Genomic DNA, 18,353 nt, shown 5'->3' on the forward strand with positions numbered 1-18,353 from the left:
GTGACCGGGTCCGCCTCAGTCGTCGTCGGCGGCGAGGTCCTCGCCGTGCGTGCCGGGCCGCGGCGCCCACGGCAGCTCCTTGGCGGGGCGGATGACGATGAGACGGTCACCGCGCGCCAGGAGCGAGACCACCGGGTCGAAGTAGCGGTAGACCTTCTCGTCGCGCACGACGGCGATCACCTGGTCGGGCAGCCGCTGGGGCTGCGTGCCGACCTCGCTGACCAGCAGGTCGCGCTCGGCCACCTCGAGGCCCTCGCCGTAGGTCATCAGGTCCTCCATCACCGAGCCCAGCTCCGGCGACATCGACGAGAGCCCGAGCAGGCGCCCGACGGCGTCGGAGGAGGTGATGACCGAGTTGGCGCCGGACTGGCGCATGAGGGGCACGTTCTCGTGCTCGCGGACCGCTGCGACGATCCATGCGTCGGGGTTGAGCTGGCGCACGGTGAGGGTGACCAGCACGTTGGAGTCGTCGCGGTCGGTGGTGATGATGACGTGGGTGGCCTTGTCGACGCCGGCCTGTCGCAGCACCCCGCGCCGCGTGGCGTCGCCCGCGATGACCACCAGCTGGTCGCGGTTGCCGTCGGCGACCGCCACCGGGCTGGGGTCCACGACGACGATCGAGTCGCGGACGTAGCCGTTGTTGAGGAGCGTCTCGATCGCGCTGCGGCCCTTCGTGCCGTAGCCCACGACGACGACGTGCTGGTCCATCTTCTTCCTCCACCGGGAGACCCGGAACATCTCGCGTCCCTGGGAGGCGAGGACCTCCAGGGTGGTGCCGATCAGCAGGACCAGGAAGGCGATGCGCGCCGGGGTGATGACGAACGCGTTGACCAGACGGGCCTGGTCGGACACCGGGGAGATGTCGCCGTAGCCGGTCGTGCTGAGCGTCACGGTCGTGTAGTAGATCGCGTCGATCCAGCTGATCGTGTTGGTCGGGTCGTTGCCGTCGCGATAGCCCTCGCGGTCGAAGTAGACGAGCAGCACGGTGCCGACCAGGATCGACAGCGCCATCAGGACCCGGCGTCCCAGCTCCCACCAGGGCGAGCGGATCTGCTCGGGCAGCGACACCCGGCCCACGCTGGGCTGGTGGCTCGACGTCGACACGGTCAGGAGTCTCGCACGGCGAGGCGCTCGCGCAGCCGCTGCACCGTCTCGAGCCGCGCGCGCGTCGTGGCCTTCTGCGGGAACACGGTGTCGAAGGCGGCGTTGACCGCGGCGCCGATCAGCACCGCGAGGGCCAGTAGGTAGAGCCACAGCAGGACGGCGATCGGCGCGGCGAGCGGTCCGTAGATCGAGCGCGACTCCGCGGCCGTCACCGTGAGCACCCAGCGCAGCGTGTAGGACCCGGCGATCCAGCAGAACAGCGCGAAGACCGCGCCGGGCAGGTTGAAGCTCCAGTTGGTCCGGACGGGGACGGACACGTGGTAGAGCGTGGCGAGGAAGCAGATGCAGAGCACCAGCACCACGGGCCAGTAGAGGTTGTTGACGAAGTCGAGCCGCTCCGGCACCACCCGGTCGACCAGCGTCGGGCCCGCCACCACCAGCGGGATGCTGACCGCTCCGGTGACCATCGCCAGGACGTAGAGGACGAAGGAGAGCGCGCGCGTCGCCACGATCCCGCGGTGCCCGCCGAGGCCGTGCATGATCGTGATGGTGTCGACGAAGACGTTGAGCGCGCGCGAGCCCGACCACAGGGCGAGGATGAAGCCGATGGAGATGACGTCGTAGCGACCACCGTCGAGCACGGTGTCGATCGTGGGCCGGATGATGCTGTTGACGGCCCGCTCGGTCAGCGCCTGACGGGAGACCTCCAGCACGGCGTTGCGGACGTCCTCCACCTGCGTGGCGGTGAACCGCTCGCTGACGAAGCCGACGGCGCCCGCCAGGGCGAAGACCAGCGGCGGCACCGACAGCACCGCGAAGAACGCGGCCTCCGCCGCCAGCCCGGTCACCCGGTGGCGCAGGCAGGCGCCGGTCGCGGTGACGAGGATGCGCCACAGGTGCTCGCGGACCCGGCGCACGACGGCTTCGACCCGGCGCGGGGCAGGGATGTCCTCGCGCGCCTCGACCATGGGAGCACGCTATCGAGCCGGCACCCGGTTGGACCGGATCCGTGCGGCGGTTCCCCGTACGACGTGGTCGGCGTCACCCGGGCGCCCTCCGCGCCCTACGGTGGTCCCATGACCGACCGCACCGGCGCCGTCGACCACCGCACCGCCACCAACCAGGCGCCCGCGCTCGTGGGCCACGACGTCGTGACCTCCGACGTGGCGCTGACCGAGGCCCTCGTCCGCCACGGGTCCCCCGACCTCGTCGCCGACCTCTCCGGGCTCGGACGCGAGGCCGGTAGTGCCGAGGCCCGCGAGCACGGGATGCTCGCCAACCGGCACCACCCCGAGCTGACGGCGTACGACCGCTGGGGCAACCGGGTCGACGAGGTCGAGTTCCACCCGTCCTGGCACTGGCTGATGGAGCGCGCCGTCGGCCACGGCCTCCAGGCGGCGCCATGGGAGCGACAGCGGGCGGGCGACCCGCACGCGCACCTGCGTCGTGCGGCCGGCTTCTACGCCTGGTCGCAGACCGAGCCGGGCCACGGCTGCCCGATCTCGATGACGTACGCCGCGGTGCCGGCGCTGCGGGCCGACGACGCGATCGCCGAGCAGTGGACGCCGCTGCTCGCGTCGACGTCGTACGACCCCGGGCTCCGGGCCCCGGCGGCCAAGGCGGGCGCGCTGGCCGGCATGGGCATGACGGAGAAGCAGGGCGGGTCCGACGTCCGGGCCAACCGGACGACCGCGGTCGCCACGTCCGAGGACGGCTGGTACGCCCTGCACGGGCACAAGTGGTTCACCTCGGCCCCGATGAACGACCTGTTCCTGGTGCTGGCACAGGCCGAGGGCGGGCTGACGTGCTTCGTCGTGCCGCGCGTGCTGGAGGACGGCGCCCGCAACCGCCTCGACGTCGTCCGGCTCAAGGACAAGCTCGGCAACCGGTCCAACGCCTCGTCCGAGCTCGAGCTGTCCGGCACGCTCGGCCAGCGCCTGGGCGACGAGGGCCGCGGCGTGCGGACCATCATCGAGATGGTGGCCGCGACGCGGCTGGACTGCGTCCTGGGATCGGCGGCGCTGATGAGGCACGCGCTGGCCGAGGCGTCGTGGCACGTCGCCCACCGCTCGGCGTTCGGCGGACTGCTGGTCGACAAGCCCCTGATGCAGAACGTCGTCGCCGACCTCGCCGTGGAGTCCGAGGCCGCGACGGCGCTGGCCATGCGGCTGGCAGCGGCGGTCGACCGCCCCGACGACCCGCACGAGGCGGCGCTGCGCCGCATCGCGCTGCCGCTGGCGAAGTTCTGGGTCTGCAAGCGCACGCCCGCGATGGTCGCTGAGGCGCTGGAGTGCCTCGGCGGCAACGGCTACGTCGAGGAATCCGGGCTGCCGCTGATGTTCCGCGAGTCGCCGCTCAACTCCATCTGGGAGGGATCGGGCAACGTCAACGCGCTCGACGTGCTGCGCGCCCTCGGGCGCGAGCCGCAGGTGCTGGAGGCGTGGATCGCCGAGGTCGGCGCGGCCCGCGGGGCCGACGCCCGCCTCGACCGCGCGGTCGACGACACCCTGGCGATGCTCGGCGAGGACGCGGGGCTCGAGGCGGGTGCGCGCCGGCTGGCCAGCCGGATGGCGGCGTGCCTGCAGGGCTCCCTGCTCGTGCGGCACGCGCCACCCGAGGTGGCCGACGCCTTCTGCGGCAGCCGCTTCGGCACGACGTACGGCGGCACGTTCGGCATGCTCACCAGCGGCTCCCTGCGCGCCGTCGTGGACCGGGCGACGCCGCTCGCCTGAACCCGTCAGGACCTTCCTGACCGGTTCGGCAGCGCGGACGGCGCGGACGTCCTAGCGTTGCCCCCCGAACCAGAGGGGGAAGCCGTGTCCAGCAAGGGCAGCACGTTGTTCACCGTCGGCACGCTGCTGCGGCACGCGCAGGACGCCGGCGCCTCGGTGCGACTCCTCGTGCAGGGCACGTGGCTCGACGGCCGCATCGTCGGGGCGGACGGCCTCGGCGTGGTCCTCGACGACGGCAACGCCCAGCAGGTGCTCGTACGCCTCGACTCGATCGTCGCGGTGAGCTTCTCGCGCGCCGACATCGACGGCGACGAGGACGAGGAGGACGACGCCCGTGCCCACGGACGGCGCCGCCGCGACCCCATCGAGGCGGGCCCCGTGGGCGGCAGCGCCGGCGCCTGAGGCGGTCCACGCCACCCGGCCGGCTTCCGGCAGGGTCGTCGAAGATCTCTCGAAGTCCTTCCGCATCCCCGGCGCCGGCTGCCCGCAGCGGCCTACGTTCGCCCCAGCCGCACCGCGAGGGGTGAGTGCGGAGGGGCCGTGGTGGGGAGGTCGCGATGACCAAGGTGTCGAGCACGATGCTCAGCGTGGGCACGCTGCTGCGCAGGGCCGAGGACACCGGGGCGCAGGTGAGCGTCCTGGTCCAGGGGACCTGGCTCGAGGGCCGGGTGATCGGCTGCGACGGGCTCGGTGCCGTCGTCGACGACGGTGAGGCGCAGGCGCTCGTACGCCTCGACTCGGTGACGGCGGTGAGGTTCCGCCGCTCCCAGCTCGAGGACGCCGGGTTCGCCGACACCCGCGCGCACGGCGGCGGGGCGAGCGGGCCGATCGAGGCGGGCCCGGTCACGGTGCCCCACCCCGCGCGCGGCGAGCAGTACTTCCTCAGCCCAGGGCCGAGCTGACCACCTCACGCGCCTCCTCCTGCACCTGCGCGAGGTGCTCGGGGCCGCGGAACGACTCCGCATAGATCTTGTAGACGTCCTCGGTGCCGCTGGGGCGCGCGGCGAACCAGGCCGACTCGGTGGTGACCTTGAGCCCGCCGATCCGCGCGCCGTTGCCGGGCGCCTCGGTGAGCTTGCCGGTGATCGGCTCGCCCGCCAGCGTGGTCGCCGCCACGTCGTCGGACGACAGCGCGCCCAGCTTGGCCTTCTCCTCGCGCGAGGCGGGGGCGTCGATGCGCGCGTAGGCCGGGTCGCCGTGCTGGGCGACGAGGTCGGCGTAGTGCTGGCTGGGGGTCTTGCCGGTCGCGCCGAGGATCTCGCTGGCGAGCAGCGCCAGCAGGAGGCCGTCCTTGTCGGTGGTCCAGGTGGAGCCGTCGCGTCGCAGGAACGACGCTCCCGCCGACTCCTCGCCGCCGAAGCCGAAGGACCCGTCCATCAGGCCGGGGACGAACCACTTGAAGCCGACCGGGACCTCGACCAGCGGCTTGCCGATCGAGGCGGCGACGCGGTCGATCATCGAGCTCGACACCAGGGTCTTGCCGATCCGCGTCGACTCCGGCCACCCGGGACGGGCGCCGCCGAACAGGTGCGCGATGGCCACGGCGAGGAAGTGGTTGGGGTTCATCAGGCCGGCGTCGGGGGTCACGATCCCGTGCCGGTCGGCGTCGGCGTCGTTGCCCGTGGCGATCGAGTACTCGTCCTTGCGGCCGACCAGCGAGGCCATCGCGTGCGGCGAGGAGCAGTCCATCCGGATCTTGCCGTCCCAGTCGAGGGTCATGAAGCGCCACGTCGGGTCGACGAGCGGGTTGACCACGGTCAGGTCGAGCCGGTGCCGGTCGGCGATCTCGCCCCAGTAGGCGACGCTCGCGCCACCCAGCGGGTCCGCGCCGATGCGCACGCCGGCGTCGCGGATGGAGTCGAGGTCGAGCACCGTCGGCAGGTCGTCGACGTAGGTCCCGAGGAAGTCGTAGGACTCGACGGCCGCCCGCGCCCGCGCGAACGCCACCCGGCGCACCCCCGCGATGTTGCCGCGGATCAGCTCGTTGGCGCGCGCCGCGATCACCGACGTGGCGTCGGAGTCGGCCGGTCCGCCGTGGGGCGGGTTGTACTTGAACCCGCCGTCCTGCGGGGGGTTGTGCGAGGGGGTGACCACGATGCCGTCGGCCAGGCCCGCGCCCGTCGTACGGCCCTGGTTGGCGCGCAGGATCGCGTGGCTCACCGCGGGGGTGGGGGTGAAGCCGTCGCGGTCGTCGACCAGCACGGTCACGTCGTTGGCGACCAGCACCTCGAGCGCGGTTGCCCAGGCAGGCTCGGACAGCGCGTGGGTGTCGCGGCCGATGAACAGCGGTCCGTCGTAGCCCTGCTCCTTGCGGTAGTCGCAGATGGCCTGGGTCGTCGCAGCGATGTGGACCTCGTTGAAGGAGGTGTTGAGCGAGGTGCCGCGGTGCCCGCTGGTGCCGAAGGCGACCTGCTGGGCGACGTCGTCGGGGTCGGGCTCGAGGTCGAAGTAGGCCGTGACGAGGTGGGCGACGTCCACCAGGTCCTCGGTGCGGGCGGGCTGTCCGGCTCTCTCGTGGGTGGCCATGGCCCCATCTTGGTGGGTCGCCGCGACTCCCGTCGAGAAGGGTGTCGGCCCGGTGTCGAATCGGGCAGGGTTGACCCGTCAACGGGGTGAGGCCGCAGTCCTGCGGCCCTGACACGAAGGAGCTCGACCGACCGATGAGCCGCTACCTGATCCTGCTGCCCGCTCCCGAGGCCGACTGGGCGGACCTGCCGCCGGAGGAGCACGAGAAGGGGCACGCGTCCCACGTGCAGTTCCAGGAGGACCTGAGGGCGGGTGGCCACGAGCTGCTCGTGGCCGGACCGCTGGAGCCCTCGGCCGCGGCCACCTCGATGCGACCCGACGGCGGCGGCGGCACGCTCGTCACCGACGGACCGTTCAGCGAGACCGCTGAGCAGGTCGTGGGGTTCTACCTCGTCAGCTCGGACGACGAGGCGGACCTGCGCGCGGCGTGCGAGCGGTGGTCGTCGCGGGGCGAGCACCTCGAGGTCCGCCGGATGGCGGAGTAAAGGAGCAGGAGATGACCGAGTACGTCGTGCTGCTGATGGGCGACGCCGAGCGCTGGTGGGACCTCACCGAGGAGGAGCGTCGCGCCGGCTATGCCGCGCACGAGGAGTTCTCCGCGCGCCTCGTCGCGGGTGGGCACCGCATCACCGGCGGGGCCGAGCTGCACCGGGCGTCGGAGGCGCGCACGATCCCGCCCGGGACCACCACCGTCACCGACGGCCCGTGGGCGGAGACCACCGAGCAGGTGGGAGGGTTCTACCTCGTCGAGACCGACGACCTCGACGGCCTGATGGACTGCTGCGTCCTGCTCGCGGCGACCGGCGACGCCGTCGAGGTCCGCCGGTGCGTGACGCCGCAGGAGCGTGCGTCATGAAGTACCTCGTGCTGCTGATCGGCGACGGCGAGCTCCCGCCGTGGTCCGAGCACTCGGAGCAGGAGCAGGCGGAGGTGATGCGCCGGTTCGAGGCGTTCGACGCCGCGTGCCGCGACCGCGACGGGGTCGAGATCCTCGCCGGCGAGGCACTCGCCGGACCCGACCACGCCACGACGATCCGTACGCGCGGCGGGTCCACGGTGCTGACGGAGGGGCCGTACGCCGAGGCCGTCGAGCAGATGGGCGGGTTCTACCTCGTGGAGGCTCCCGACCTCGACGTCCTCGTGGAGCTCCTGCGGATCCTGCCGCCCTACGACATGCAGGTCTCCCCTGCCGTGGACCCGTACTGACCGTGAGCGCGGCGGACCGGGCCCTGGAGCGGGTCGTACGCGAGGAGTGGGGCCGGCTCGTGGCCCTGCTCCTCGCCGGGTTCCGCAGGCTCGACCTCGTCGAGGACGCGCTCGGCGACGCCGTCGAGGCCGCCAACCGCACCTGGCCGGCCGACGGGGTCCCCGCCAACCCCGCCGGCTGGCTCATGACTGCGGCGAAGCGCCGCGTCATCGACCGGCTGCGCACCGAGGACGTGGCCGCCCGCAAGCAGCCGCTGCTGCTCACCGACGCCCAACGCCACCAGGAGGTCGTGCGCACCATGGCCGACAGCGGCAGCCTCGTCGAGGACGACGTCCTCCGGCTGGTGCTGATGTGCGCCCACCCCGCGCTCGCGCCCGAGTCCGCCGGCGCGCTGAGCCTGCGACTGGTCCTCGGCGTGCCCACGGCCGACATCGCGCGGCTCTTCCTCGTGCCGGAGCCGACCATGGCGGCCCGGATCACCCGGGCCAAGAAGCGCATCGTGGGCGCCGGCATCCCTTTCGCTGTGCCCGACGCCTCGGTGCTGCCCGAGCGGCTCGACGTCGTGGCCCAGACCGCCTACCTCGCCTTCACCGCCGGCTACTCCCCCGGCACGGGCCCCGACCTGCTGCGCGCCGAGCTCTCGGGCGAGGCGATCCGGCTGGTGCGGGTCGTGCTGGGCCTGCGTCCGGACGAGCCCGCGCTCGTCGCGCTGCTCGCGCTGATGCTGCTCCAGCACTCACGCCGCGACGCCCGCACCCGCGACGGCAGGCTCGTCCTGCTCGCCGACCAGGACCGCACCCGCTGGCACCACGACGAGGTGGCCGAGGCCACCGGGCTGCTGGGGTCGCGCTGCCTGAGCGGTCCGGTGACCCCGCTGACCGCGGCGTACGTCCTGCAGGCCCGCATCGCCGCCGAGCACGCCACCGTCGCGACGCCGGAGGAGACGCGGTGGGACCGGGTCGTGCACCTGTACGACCTGCTGCTGCAGGTGGCTCCGTCGCCGGGGGCGCGGCTGGCTCGTGCCGTCGCGGTCGCCGAGGACCGGGGAACCGCCGTCGGCCTGGCCGCGCTGGAGGGCCTCGAGGTCCCCGAGAGCCACCGGCCGGCCGCGGTGCGCGCGGAGCTGCTGTCGCGCGCCGGCGACACCGACGCGGCGCGCGCGGCGTACGACCAGGCGATCGCGGCGTGCCGCAACGACGTCGAGCGCGCGTTCCTGCTCGCGCAGCGCGACGCGCTGTAGGTCGCGCCGGGTCAGGCTTCGGGGACCGGCTGCTGCTTGGCCAGCACGGTCAGGCCGTCCTCGACGACGAAGCCTCGCGCCCGGTCGGCGTCGTGGTCGACGCCGATCTGGACGCCCGGCGGGACGACGACGCCCTTGTCGATGATGGCGTTGCGCACGATCGCGCCCTCGCCCACGCGCACGCCGTCCATCAGCACCGAGTCCGACACCTCGGCGCCGTCCTTGACCCAGACCGCCGGTGAGAGCACCGACTGGTTGACCGTGCCGCCGGTGACGACGACACCCGGGGACAGGATCGAGTTGAAGGTCGACACCTGCGCGCCGGTGCCGCCCTCGACGAGCTTCGCCGGCGGGTGGGGCCCGTAGCTGGTGTAGATCGGCCACGCCGTGTTGTAGAGGTTGAACACGGGCAGCGGCGAGACGAGGTCCTTGTGGGCGTCGTAGTAGGACCGCATGGTGCCGACGTCGCGCCAGTAGCCGCGGTCGCGGTCGGTCGCTCCGGGGACCTCGTTGTCCTTGTAGTCGTAGACCGCGGACTCGGACTTGTCGACGAACCACGGCACGATGTCGCCGCCCATGTCGTGCTTGGACTGCTCACGGTCGGCGTCGCGGGTGACCGCGTCGCGCAGCGCGTCGGCGTCGAAGACGTAGTTGCCCATGCTGGCGAGCACCTCGTCGGGCGCGTCGGGCAGGCCGACGGGGTCGGTGGGCTTCTCCAGGAAGGCGCGGATGCGCTGGGGGCTGGCCGGGTCGACGTCGATCACGCCGAACTGGTCGGCGAGGCCGATCGGCTGACGGATCGCCGCGACCGTGCACCCGGCGCCGGACTCGACGTGGTCGGCGACCATCTGCGAGAAGTCCATCCGGTAGACGTGGTCGGCACCCACGACCACCACGATGTCGGGCTGCTCGTCGGTGAGCAGGTTGAGGGACTGGAAGATCGCGTCGGCGCTGCCGAGGTACCACCGCTTGCCGACCCGCTGCTGGGCCGGCACCGGGGTGACGTAGTTGCCGAGCAGGTTCGACATGCGCCAGGTCGTGGTGACGTGGCGGTCGAGGCTGTGCGACTTGTACTGCGTCAGCACGACGACCTTGAGGTAGCCGGAGTTGACGACGTTGGACAGCGCGAAGTCGATCAGCCGGTAGATGCCGCCGAACGGCACGGCCGGCTTGGCGCGGTCGGCCGTCAGCGGCATGAGGCGCTTGCCCTCCCCACCGGCCAGGACGACTGCGAGCACCTTCTTGCGCGGGGGCGTGATGGCCATGCGACGAAACTAGCCGTCCAGCGGTGCGCGGTCGACCTCCCTCGGCAGCGCGTCTTGCGGCTAGGTTCGCTCCATGCGCATCGACGTCCTCAGCAAGGAGTACCCACCGGAGGTCTACGGCGGAGCGGGCGTGCACGTCGCCGAGCTGGTGCGCGCACTCCGCGTGCTGCCCGACGTGGACGCCCGCGTGCGCTGCTTCGGCGCGCCGCGGTCCGAGCCGGGCACCACGGCGTACGCCGAGCCGTCGTCGCTCTCCGGGGCCAACGCCGCGATCCGGACGCTGGGCGTCGACCTCGCGATGGTCGACGACTGCGCCGGGGCCGACCTGGTGCACTCCCACACCTGGTACGCCAACATGGCCGGCCACCTCGCCGGCCTGATGCACGGCATCCCGCACGTGGTGAGCGCCCACTCCCTCGAGCCGATGCGTCCGTGGAAGGCCGAGCAGCTCGGCGGCGGCTACGCCCTGTCGAGCTGGGCCGAGCGCACGGCGTACGAGGGCGCGGCCGGCATCGTCGCCGTCAGCGCGGCGATGCGCGACGACGTGCTCCGCAGCTATCCGTCCGTCGACCCCGCCCGGGTGCACGTCGTGCACAACGGCATCGACACCACCGAGTGGTCGCCGGTCGCGAACCCCGACCGGGTGCGCGAGCTCGGGGTCGACCCCGACCGGCCCAGCGTCATCTTCGTCGGCCGGATCACCCGCCAGAAGGGCCTGCCGCTGTTCCTCCGCGCCGCGGCCGCCCTGCCGCCCGACGTGCAGCTGGTGCTGTGCGCCGGCGCGCCCGACACCCCGGAGATCATGGCTGAGGTGACCGAGCTCGTCTCGGAGCTGGCCGAGACGCGATCGGGGGTCGTCTGGATCGCCGAGATGCTCCCGCGTCCCGACGTCGTGGCGCTGCTGACGGCCGCCACGGTGTTCGCCTGCCCGTCGATCTACGAGCCGCTCGGCATCGTGAACCTCGAGGCGATGGCCTGCGAGACCGCCGTCGTCGCCACCGCCACCGGCGGCATCCCCGAGGTGGTCGTGCACGGGCAGACCGGCTGGCTGGTGCCGATCGAGCAGGCCACCGACGGCACCGGCACCCCGCTCGACCCCGAGCGCTACGTCGCCGACCTCGCAGCCGCCCTCACCGACGCCGTCAGCGACCCCGACCGTGCCCGCGCGTACGGTGCCGCCGGTCGCCGCCGGGCCGAGGAGTCGTTCAGCTGGGGGTCGATCGCCGGGCGGACGCTGGACCTCTACCGCTCGCTTGCGTAGACGCGCGGACAGAACCTCTGCCGCCCGGGCGGGGCGTACGCTCACCGGCCCTGTCGCATCCGGGTTCTGTCCGCGCGTCTGCGGCCTGTGGATGAGCAACGCGCTGCGACGACCACGTGGTCGATGCTGGGTCCGTGGACGTCCAGACGGTGATCGAACGACTCGGAGGGTTGGCCACCCGGGCCGACCTGGTCCGAGCGACGTCGCGCGCGGACGTCGACCGCGCGCTGGCAGCCGGCGCGGTCAGCCGGGCCGGGCAGGGCCGCTACGCGTCGCCCGGCACCGATGATGCGGCCGCACTCGCCTTCGGGTTGAACGGTCACCTCAGCCTCACCAACGCCGCACTGCACCACGGGTGGGAGGTCAAGACGGTCCCGCAGGTCCCGCACGTCGTCTTCCCGCGCAAGCGCAAGCTTTCGGACGTCGCCCGGCGGCAGGTGGTGGTCCACCGTGCCGACCTGGGATCCGACGACGTCTCGGGAATCGCCACCAGCCGCGAGCTCACCCTCCAGCAGTGCCTGCGCTCGCTGCCGGACGACGAAGCGCTCGCCATCGCAGACTCGGCGCTCCGCCACGGAGAGATCGCGACCCTGCGTAGGGTGATGGCGAGCGCTCGCGGGGCCGGGAGCGCCAAGGTGCGACGGATCGGGGCACAGGCCGACGCCCGCGCCGCCAACCCGTTCGAGTCGGTGACGAGGGCCATCTGCCTGCAGGTCCCGGGGCTGCAGGTGACGCCGCAGCTCGTCTTGTCGACCGATCACTACTGGGCCTGTCCGGACCTGGTCGACCGCGACCGCCGCCTCGTCATCGAGTGCGAGTCCTACCAGTGGCACGGCGACCGTGCCGGGTTCTTGAAGGACGTCCGCCGCTACACCCTGCTCGCTGCCGACAGGTGGGTGATCCTCCGGTTCACCTGGGACGACGTGATGATGCGGCCCGACTGGGTACGTGAGGTGATCGCCCGGGCGATCGGCGTGGACACGCGGACAGAAGTCCGTCCAGCTTGGCCTGTCGCAGCGTGACTTCGACCGCGCGCGCGGGTTGTGTCCGCGCGTCTTCGTCGCGGGGCGAGGTCAGCTGAGGACGAGACCCGGGTAGAGCGGGTGCTTGTCGAGCATCTCGGCCGACTGCTTGGTGACGCGGTCGGCGACGCCGTCGCCCAGGACGTACGACGCCTTGCTCGGGCCGCCCGCCTTGGTGGTGCCGGCCTCGGTGTTGCTCAGCACGTCGACGATCAGCTCGGCGACGGTGTCGAACTCGTCGTGGCCGAACCCGCGGGTGGTGAGCGCGGGCGTGCCGAGGCGGATGCCGGAGGTGTACCAGGCGCCGTTGGGGTCGGCCGGCACCGAGTTGCGGTTGGTGACCACGCCCGCGTCGAGCAGCGCGGACTCGGCCTGTCGGCCCGTGAGGCCGAAGGACGACACGTCCAGCAGGACGATGTGGTTGTCGGTGCCGCCGGTGACGAGGTTCGCCCCGCGGGTGAGGAAGCCGTCCGCGAGCGACTTGGCGTTGTCGGCGATGCGCTGGGCGTACGCCTGGAAGTCGGGGGTGCGGGCCTCGGCGAAGGCCACGGCCTTGGCCGCCATCACGTGCGAGAGCGGGCCGCCGAGCACCATCGGGCAGCCGCGGTCCACGTCGGCGGCGAACTCCTCCTGCGCCAGCACCATGCCGCCGCGGGGGCCGCGCAGCGACTTGTGGGTCGTGGTGGTGGTGAGGTGGGCGTACGGGACCGGGTTCTCCTCGCCGGTGAACACCTTGCCGGCCACGAGACCGGCGAAGTGGGCCATGTCGACCATCAGCACCGCGCCGACCTCGTCGGCGATCTCGCGCATCTTGGCGAAGTTCACCCGGCGCGGGTAGGCGGAGTAGCCCGCGACGAGCACCAGCGGCTTGAACTCGCGTGCCTTGGCCGCGACCGCGTCGTAGTCGAGCAGCCCCGTCTCCGGGTCGGTGCCGTACTGCTGCTGGTGGAACATCTTGCCGCTGATGTTGGGGCGGAAGCCGTGCGTGAGGTGACCGCCGGCGTCGAGCGACATGCCCAGCAGCCGCTGGTTGCCGAACTCGTGGCGCAGGGTCTCCCAGTCGGCCTCGGACAGCTCGTTGACGTTCTTGGCCTGCAGCTTCTCGAGGTAGGGGCTCTCGACCTTGTTGGCCAGGATCGACCAGAACGCGACCAGGTTGGCGTCGATCCCCGAGTGCGGCTGGACGTAGGCGTAGGGCGCGCCGAAGAGCTCGCGCGCGTGCTCGGCGGCGAGGGACTCGACCGTGTCGACGTTCTGGCAGCCGGCGTAGAAGCGGTGCCCGACGGTGCCCTCGGCGTACTTGTCGCTGAACCAGGTGCCCATCGTCATGAGCACGGCCGGGGACGCGTAGTTCTCCGAGGCGATCAGCTTGAGGGAGCCGCGCTGGTCGGCGAGCTCCTGGCGGGTCGCCTCCGCGATGCGGGGTTCGACCGAGGCGATGACCTCGAGGGCCTGGGAGTACGCACTGCTGATCAGGGAGTCCGTCATGGCCCCCAGCCTAGAGGCCGGCGGTGGCCACGCGCGCGCGGGCGTCCGGGCTGGACGGCGGTGGCGGGAACCCCGGCGACGCCGCGCGCGTTGGACCCTCGTGGCCCTCCCCTCGCTGACCGACCAGGCCGAGCGGCTCGTACGCCTCGGTGTCCACGAGCTCGCCGGGACGCCTGCGGACAGGCTTCGCGAGGCGGCTGCCGACGGCCCGGCGGACGGGCTCCTCGTGACCGCTGCGCCCGCATCGGTGCTCGCCCCCCTCCTGCGGCGTCCTGACGCCCACGAGCACAAGGAGGGGTTCGTGGTGGCTGACATGACGGACGTCGACCTGTTCGCCCCGACCGTCGAGGTGCCCGCTCCGCCGTACGTCGCGCTCGGGCTCGAGCGCGGGGACGCGTTCCTGGACCGTACGCCGGCCGAGTCGGTGCCCGAGCTGCTCGCCGCGGGGCGGTCGCCGATGACCCTCGCGGAGGGCCTGCACTGGGTCCTGCAGGAGCCGGAGGTGCTGCAGCGCAACGCCTGCTTCATGACCCCCGGCTCTCGCCTGCGCCGAGGCGACGGGTCGTACGACGCCCGCACGCCCGCGTTGTGGATCAGCAACGGGACCGGGCGCGACGGCCGCGAGCGACGCGACGCGGTGAAGCTCGGGTGGTGCTGGTGGCGCAATCGGCACACGTGGCTGGGTGTCGCGTCGTGCGCTGCCCGACGAGCGGTGTGACCTGGACCGCACCGCCCGGGCCTCTCACGCGGGAGTCGAGAACGCTGTCTCACATACTGGCCAGCAATCCCACATGTCGAGATTTCGTCTTGTGGAACCCGTGTCCACTCCCTGAGACTTCTTGACATGGTCTCCGCCTCCACACACGCACACCTGGTGGTTCGACGTCACGTCGACCTCATGCGTGTGGGCAGCGCGACCTGTTGGCATCGCTGACGCCGCCCCGTACGACCCCCTCCGCGCTCACCGTCGCGCGCGGCACTCATTCAGCGAACAGGACTCTCCTGACATGCCCGACCTCCGGTTCAAGCCCCAGGCCGCCCAGAAGACCGAGATCCCCCGCCCGAAGCGCGCCGAGGGCCAGTGGGCGCTCGGCTACACCGAGCCGCTCAACAAGAACGAGCAGTCCAAGAAGGACGACGACCCGCTCAACGTCCGGGACCGCATCCTCCACACCTACTCGCGACGCGGCTTCGACTCGATCGACCCCGCCGACCTCCGCGGCCGCTTCCGCTGGATGGGCCTCTACACCCAGCGCGCGCCCGGCTTCGACGGCGGCAAGACCGCGCAGCTCGGCGAGGAGGAGCTCGACGACCGCTTCTTCATGATGCGCGTGCGCACCGACGGCGCGATCCTCGACGGTCCGGCCCTGCGCGCGCTCGGCGAGGTCTCGACGGCCTATGCCCGCAACACCGCCGACATCACCGACCGCAACAACATCCAGTACCACTGGGTCGAGATCGAGAGCGTCCCGGCGATCTGGGAGCGCCTCGAGTCCGTCGGCCTCACCACGCTCGAGGCGTGCGGTGACAGCCCGCGCCCCTTCCTCGGCTCGCCGGTCGCCGGGATCGCCAAGGACGAGATCATCGACGGCACGGCTGCGCTGGACGAGATCAAGCGCCGCATCCTCGGCAACCCCGAGTACTCCAACCTCCCGCGCAAGTTCAAGACCGCGCTCACCGGCCACCCGAGCCACGACGTCGCGCCGGAGGTCAACGACGTGTCGTTCGTCGGCACCGTCCACCCCGAGCACGGCCCCGGCTTCGACCTCTGGGTCGGCGGCGGGCTGTCGACGAACCCGATGCTCGCGCACAAGCTGGGCGTCTGGATCCCCCTCGACGAGGTCGCCGACGCCTGGGAGGGCGTCGCCGGCATCTTCCGCGACTACGGCTACCGCCGGCTCCGGTCCAAGGCCCGTCTGAAGTTCCTGCTCGCCGACTGGGGCAAGGACAAGTTCCGCGAGGTCCTGGAGAACGAGTACCTCCACCGCCGGCTCGTCGACAACCCCTCCCCCGCCTCGCCCGTCGCGCAGGGCGACCACATCGGGATCCACGAGCAGAAGGACGGCCGGTTCTACGTCGGCGCCGCCCCCGTCGTCGGACGCATCGACGGAACCACGCTCACCGGGCTCGCCGACCTCGTCGAGGCGTACGGCGCGCGCGGCGCCCGCCTGACCGCCTACCAGAAGCTCGTCGTGATCGGCGTCGCCGCCGAGGACACCGCGGCCTTCGCCGACGACCTGGAGAAGATCGGGCTCACCGCCCGGCCCAGCAACTGGCGCCGGTCCACGATGGCCTGCACCGGCATCGAGTTCTGCAAGCTCGCCATCGTCGACACCAAGGAGCGCGCGCGTCGCCTGGTCGCCGAGCTGGAGAAGCGCTTCCCCGACCTCGACACCGACATCTCGGTCAACGTCAACGGCTGCCCCAACGCCTGCGCACGCACGCAGGTCGCCGACATCGGCCTGAAGGGCCAGCTCGTCATGGACGACAGCGGCCGGCAGGTCGAGGGCTTCCAGGTGCACCTCGGCGGCGCCCTGGGGCTGAACCCCTCCATGGGCCGCAAGCTGCGCGCCCACAAGGTCACCAGCGCGGGCCTCGACGACTACGTCACCGCGGTCGTCTCGGCGTACCTGGAGGACCGCACCGACGGTGAGCGGTTCGCCGCCTGGGTGGCACGCGCCGACGAGGCACTGCTACGCGGGGAGCTGGTGGCGGTCTGATGTCCGAGCGCGCAGTCCCCTTCCACTGTCCCTGGTGCGGGGACGAGAACCTGTTCCCGCGCGAGGGTGCAGGTGCGTGGGAGTGCCGCTCGTGCCTGCGCAGCTTCACCGTCCAGATGACCGGCATGATCCCGCACCCCGGCACGGGAGGCACGTCATGAGCCTGTCGACCCGCGCCGCGCGCGACTTCAAGGGCACCCACACCGCGGGACGTACTCCCGAGGAGCTGCGCGAGCTCGTCTCCCACGTCGGCGCCGAGCTCGAGCTGGCCCCGGCCGAGGTGATCATCGAGTGGGCGGTCGCCACCTTCGGCGACCGGTTCGCGATCACCTCGTCGATGGGTGACGCCGTGCTGGCCCACCTCGCCTCGCGGGTCGCCCCGGGCATCGACGTGGTCTTCCTCGACACCGGCTACCACTTCGCGGAGACCATCGGCACCCGCGACGCGGTCGAGGCCACCCTGCCGGTCACCCTGCGCACCGTGACCCCCGCACAGACGGTCGAGGAGCAGGACGCCACCCACGGCAAGGACCTCTACAAGACCGACCCCGACCTGTGCTGCGCGCTGCGCAAGGTCACCCCGCTGGCCGACACCCTCGCGCAGTACGACGCGTGGGCCACGGGCCTGCGCCGCGCCGAGACCCACAACCGCGTCATCGCGCCGGTCGTCGGCTGGGACGCCCGCAAGGGCAAGGTGAAGGTCTCCCCGCTCGCCCGCTGGAGCGACGAGCAGGTCGCGCGCTACGTCGACGAGCACGGCGTGCTGGTCAACCCGCTCGTCCACGACGGCTACCCCAGCATCGGCTGCTGGCCCTGCACGCGCCGTGTCGCCCCGGGCGACGACCCGCGCAGCGGGCGCTGGGCCGGCACCTCGAAGACCGAGTGCGGGATCCACGCATGAAGACACTCCACGACCACACCCCCGTCCGCGACAACGTCGTCGCAGCCGCAGCACCCCTGTTGAAGCACCGCCGCACCACTCACGATCGGAGGCACCACTGATGGCTGCTCCTGCTCTGGTTGCCCTGGCCCACGGAAGCCGGGACCCGCGATCCGCCGCGACGATCAAGGCGCTCGTCGCCGAGGTCAAGGCCATGCGCCCCGACCTCCGCGTCGAGACGGCCTTCCTCGACCTCTCGAAGCCGTCGTTCGACACCGTGGTCGACCGGCTCGTGAAGGCGGGCCACGACGAGATCGTGGTCGTGCCGCTGCTGCTCACCGAGGCCTACCACGCCAAGGTCGACGTCCCCGAGGCGATCGCCGCCGCGATGGCCCGCCACGAGGGCCTGCGCATCCAGGCCAGCCGCATCCTCGGCATGGAGGCCGCGTTCCTCGAGGTGCTCGACGTCCGGCTGCGCGAGGCGCTCAGGTCCGCCAGGGTCCGCGAGCTCGACGCCCTCGTGCTGGCCGCGGCCGGGTCCTCCGACCCCCTCGCCAACCAGGCCGTCGCCCGCATCGCCCGGACGTGGGGGGCGCGCCACCGCCTGCCGGTGACCGCCGCCTTCGCCTCGGCCGCCCCACCGGCCGCCGGCGAGGCCGTGCGCACCTTCCGGTCCGCCGGGAAGCGCCACATCGCCGTCGCGTCGTTCTTCCTCGCCCCGGGCCGGCTGCCGGACCGGGCTACGGAGCTCGCGATGGAGGCGGGCGCGGTCGCCGTCTCCGACCCGCTGGGCGCCCACCCGGCGGTCGCGCGCGCGATCCTCGCTCGCTACGCCGTCGGCGCTGTGGAGCTCGTCCCCGTCTGAGACGAGCAGTGGCGCGCGAGGAACGAGTGCGACGCGTGTGCTC

19 protein-coding genes are annotated in these 18,353 nt (G+C 72.3%); 14 read left to right on the forward strand and 5 right to left on the reverse strand.

What is annotated here, in order from left to right; genetic code table 11:
• Positions 1 to 15: 15 nt before the first annotated feature.
• Together IE200_RS15310 and IE200_RS15315 are read right to left on the reverse strand one after the other, a co-directional pair.
• Positions 16 to 1,011, reverse strand: coding sequence for a potassium channel family protein (locus IE200_RS15310; protein ID WP_191280409.1), 996 nt, complete (start codon positions 1,009 to 1,011; stop codon positions 16 to 18).
• Positions 1,012 to 1,106: 95 nt separating this feature from the next.
• The gene (locus tag IE200_RS15315) at positions 1,107 to 2,072 is read right to left on the reverse strand and encodes a YihY/virulence factor BrkB family protein (protein ID WP_191280348.1); all 966 of its coding nucleotides are present in this window, start codon (positions 2,070 to 2,072) and stop codon (positions 1,107 to 1,109) included.
• 108 nt (positions 2,073 to 2,180) lie between these two features.
• Between IE200_RS15315 and IE200_RS15320 the strand changes: the two genes are divergently transcribed.
• From IE200_RS15320 to IE200_RS15330, 3 genes are all read left to right on the forward strand, one after another.
• Entirely contained in the window at positions 2,181 to 3,836 is a 1,656-nt protein-coding gene (locus IE200_RS15320; RefSeq protein ID WP_191280349.1) for an acyl-CoA dehydrogenase family protein, read from the forward strand.
• Between the two features lie 84 nt (positions 3,837 to 3,920).
• Positions 3,921 to 4,238, forward strand: a complete 318-nt coding sequence (locus tag IE200_RS15325; RefSeq protein WP_191280350.1) for a hypothetical protein — start codon at positions 3,921 to 3,923, stop codon at positions 4,236 to 4,238.
• Positions 4,239 to 4,393: 155 nt separating this feature from the next.
• Complete coding sequence (locus tag IE200_RS15330) at positions 4,394 to 4,738, forward strand: hypothetical protein (RefSeq protein ID WP_191280351.1); 345 nt, start codon at positions 4,394 to 4,396, stop codon at positions 4,736 to 4,738.
• On the opposite strand, the gene pgm is transcribed toward IE200_RS15330, so the two are convergent.
• Complete coding sequence (gene pgm, locus IE200_RS15335) at positions 4,719 to 6,362, reverse strand: phosphoglucomutase (alpha-D-glucose-1,6-bisphosphate-dependent) (protein ID WP_191280352.1); 1,644 nt, start codon at positions 6,360 to 6,362, stop codon at positions 4,719 to 4,721. The two genes, IE200_RS15330 and pgm, sit on opposite strands and share 20 nt — an antisense overlap.
• Before the next feature lie 134 nt (positions 6,363 to 6,496).
• Between pgm and IE200_RS15340 the strand changes: the two genes are divergently transcribed.
• From IE200_RS15340 to IE200_RS15355, 4 genes are read left to right on the forward strand one after another with little or no spacing between them, the layout of a single operon-like run.
• Complete coding sequence (locus IE200_RS15340) at positions 6,497 to 6,847, forward strand: YciI family protein (RefSeq protein ID WP_191280353.1); 351 nt, start codon at positions 6,497 to 6,499, stop codon at positions 6,845 to 6,847.
• Between the two features lie 11 nt (positions 6,848 to 6,858).
• Entirely contained in the window at positions 6,859 to 7,218 is a 360-nt protein-coding gene (locus IE200_RS15345) for a YciI family protein (RefSeq protein ID WP_191280354.1), read from the forward strand.
• The gene (locus tag IE200_RS15350) at positions 7,215 to 7,568 is read left to right on the forward strand and encodes a YciI family protein (RefSeq protein ID WP_191280355.1); all 354 of its coding nucleotides are present in this window, start codon (positions 7,215 to 7,217) and stop codon (positions 7,566 to 7,568) included. Before IE200_RS15345 ends, IE200_RS15350 begins: the two co-directional genes overlap by 4 nt.
• A gap of 2 nt (positions 7,569 to 7,570) precedes the next feature.
• Positions 7,571 to 8,809, forward strand: a complete 1,239-nt coding sequence (locus IE200_RS15355; protein WP_191280356.1) for an RNA polymerase sigma factor — start codon at positions 7,571 to 7,573, stop codon at positions 8,807 to 8,809.
• An 11-nt stretch (positions 8,810 to 8,820) separates the two neighbouring features.
• Here the strand turns inward: IE200_RS15355 and glgC are convergent, their stop codons facing one another.
• Positions 8,821 to 10,068, reverse strand: coding sequence for a glucose-1-phosphate adenylyltransferase (gene glgC, locus IE200_RS15360; protein WP_407941014.1), 1,248 nt, complete (start codon positions 10,066 to 10,068; stop codon positions 8,821 to 8,823).
• Positions 10,069 to 10,147: 79 nt separating this feature from the next.
• Here glgC and glgA point away from each other — a divergent pair, with 79 nt between their 5' ends.
• Positions 10,148 to 11,335: a glycogen synthase gene (gene glgA, locus IE200_RS15365; protein WP_191280358.1), complete on the forward strand. Its 1,188-nt coding sequence runs from the start codon at positions 10,148 to 10,150 to the stop codon at positions 11,333 to 11,335.
• A 134-nt stretch (positions 11,336 to 11,469) separates the two neighbouring features.
• A complete protein-coding gene (locus tag IE200_RS15370; protein WP_191280359.1) occupies positions 11,470 to 12,357 on the forward strand; it encodes an endonuclease domain-containing protein in 888 nt (295 codons plus the stop codon).
• A 51-nt stretch (positions 12,358 to 12,408) separates the two neighbouring features.
• Here the strand turns inward: IE200_RS15370 and IE200_RS15375 are convergent, their stop codons facing one another.
• Entirely contained in the window at positions 12,409 to 13,845 is a 1,437-nt protein-coding gene (locus tag IE200_RS15375) for a glycine hydroxymethyltransferase (protein ID WP_191280360.1), read from the reverse strand.
• A 100-nt stretch (positions 13,846 to 13,945) separates the two neighbouring features.
• Here IE200_RS15375 and IE200_RS15380 point away from each other — a divergent pair, with 100 nt between their 5' ends.
• The 5 genes from IE200_RS15380 to IE200_RS15400 all read left to right on the forward strand — a co-directional run bounded on the left by IE200_RS15380 (position 13,946) and on the right by IE200_RS15400 (position 18,310).
• Complete coding sequence (locus IE200_RS15380; RefSeq protein ID WP_191280361.1) at positions 13,946 to 14,563, forward strand: DUF5701 family protein; 618 nt, start codon at positions 13,946 to 13,948, stop codon at positions 14,561 to 14,563.
• 289 nt (positions 14,564 to 14,852) lie between these two features.
• Positions 14,853 to 16,565, forward strand: coding sequence for a nitrite/sulfite reductase (locus tag IE200_RS15385; protein ID WP_191280362.1), 1,713 nt, complete (start codon positions 14,853 to 14,855; stop codon positions 16,563 to 16,565).
• Complete coding sequence (locus IE200_RS15390; RefSeq protein WP_191280363.1) at positions 16,565 to 16,726, forward strand: Insertion element protein; 162 nt, start codon at positions 16,565 to 16,567, stop codon at positions 16,724 to 16,726. The genes IE200_RS15385 and IE200_RS15390 overlap by 1 nt, the downstream gene beginning before the upstream one ends.
• A complete protein-coding gene (locus tag IE200_RS15395; protein WP_191280364.1) occupies positions 16,723 to 17,466 on the forward strand; it encodes a phosphoadenylyl-sulfate reductase in 744 nt (247 codons plus the stop codon). Before IE200_RS15390 ends, IE200_RS15395 begins: the two co-directional genes overlap by 4 nt.
• Positions 17,467 to 17,566: 100 nt before the next feature.
• On the forward strand, positions 17,567 to 18,310 hold the full coding sequence (locus IE200_RS15400; protein WP_191280365.1) for a sirohydrochlorin chelatase: 744 nt from the start codon (positions 17,567 to 17,569) through the stop codon (positions 18,308 to 18,310).
• The last annotated feature ends 43 nt before the right edge of the window (positions 18,311 to 18,353 follow it).

It is taken from the genome of Nocardioides flavus (ex Wang et al. 2016), assembly GCF_014653115.1.
GTDB classification, from domain to species: domain Bacteria; phylum Actinomycetota; class Actinomycetes; order Propionibacteriales; family Nocardioidaceae; genus Nocardioides; species Nocardioides flavus.